We start from the raw sequence: 1068 nt of genomic DNA on the forward strand, positions 1-1068 counted from the left end.
TGAGAGGTTAAGCTTTGTACAGTAGCTTTATAGATTTGATCTGAATCATTCACTTTAAAGTCAATTTTTTGCCCGGCTTGCAGTTGACCTGAGAATTGATTCGGCAAATTAAACTCAAGCCATAAATCTTTCAGCTGTTCAATGACAAAGAGCTGATTAGCCAGTTGCACATTTTCACCGACCACAATATCTTTTTGACTGATCACCCCAGAGATCGGTGCTTTAATCAGAAAACGCCCATTGTTATTGCCACTTGCACCTAATGCATTTAAACGTGCTTGTGAGGACTGGACAGTAATCTGCGCTTGACGGTAGGCATTTTCGGCACGCTGGTAATCCTGTTTGGCAGAAATCCCCTGTGACCAGAGTTGCTGTTCGCGCTGGTAATCTTTACGGGCCAAATCCAGATTCACCTGTGCCATACGCAGATTTGCCTGTTGGTCGATCAGTTCAGGCACGATTAGTACAGCCAGCGTTTGTCCTTTTTGCACGCTCTGTCCTAAAGCCACATTGACCTGCTCGACATGACCACTAAAATTAGGCGATATATGCGCTTGTTGATCGGTATTCACCACCAATTTACCTGGCAGGGTTGTCAGCTTTTCAACCAATCCTGTGGATGCAACAGCAACTTTTAAACCTTGTTCAACCATTTGTTGGCTGGTCAGTTGTATTTCGCCTTCTTCAGCATGTCCTTCTTCAGAACTATCTTCATCAGAATGTTCGGCATTTCCCTCATCATGACCATGCCCCTCAGATTCAGTTTTTTTTGAACTTAACCAAATAACCAGACTGACCAAGACCGTAATCAGAATCAAAATTGCAATCATGAGAGACTGGGATATTTTTCCGTTTTGCTTGGCGTTCATTTTATCGTGCTCCCCCATTGATTAAATTTTGCGATGCTTCGACTGCCTTTTTATTCAGTTGTGTATAGGCATCCGAACGGCTAATTTCTTCATAACTTGTGCCAATACTGAGTGCCTCAGCTGCGAGGGCAGTTTGCCAAGCTTGACGTAGAATTTGTAATTGACCCAATCGAAGATTCTGCAGTTGGGTGGTTGCTTG

1 protein-coding gene and 1 pseudogene are annotated in these 1068 nt (G+C 43.5%); both read right to left on the reverse strand.

Annotated features, from left to right (window positions below; translation table 11 throughout):
- Positions 1-869: efflux RND transporter periplasmic adaptor subunit (locus tag FTU29_RS17290; protein WP_180123039.1), on the reverse strand; the 869-nt coding region annotated here is incomplete at its 3' end.
- Position 870: 1 nt separating this feature from the next.
- A pseudogene (locus tag FTU29_RS17295) lies at positions 871-1068 on the reverse strand (TolC family protein); the annotation flags it as partial.

The organism is Acinetobacter sp. YH12086 (assembly GCF_013419345.1).
GTDB lineage: Bacteria > Pseudomonadota > Gammaproteobacteria > Pseudomonadales > Moraxellaceae > Acinetobacter > Acinetobacter amyesii.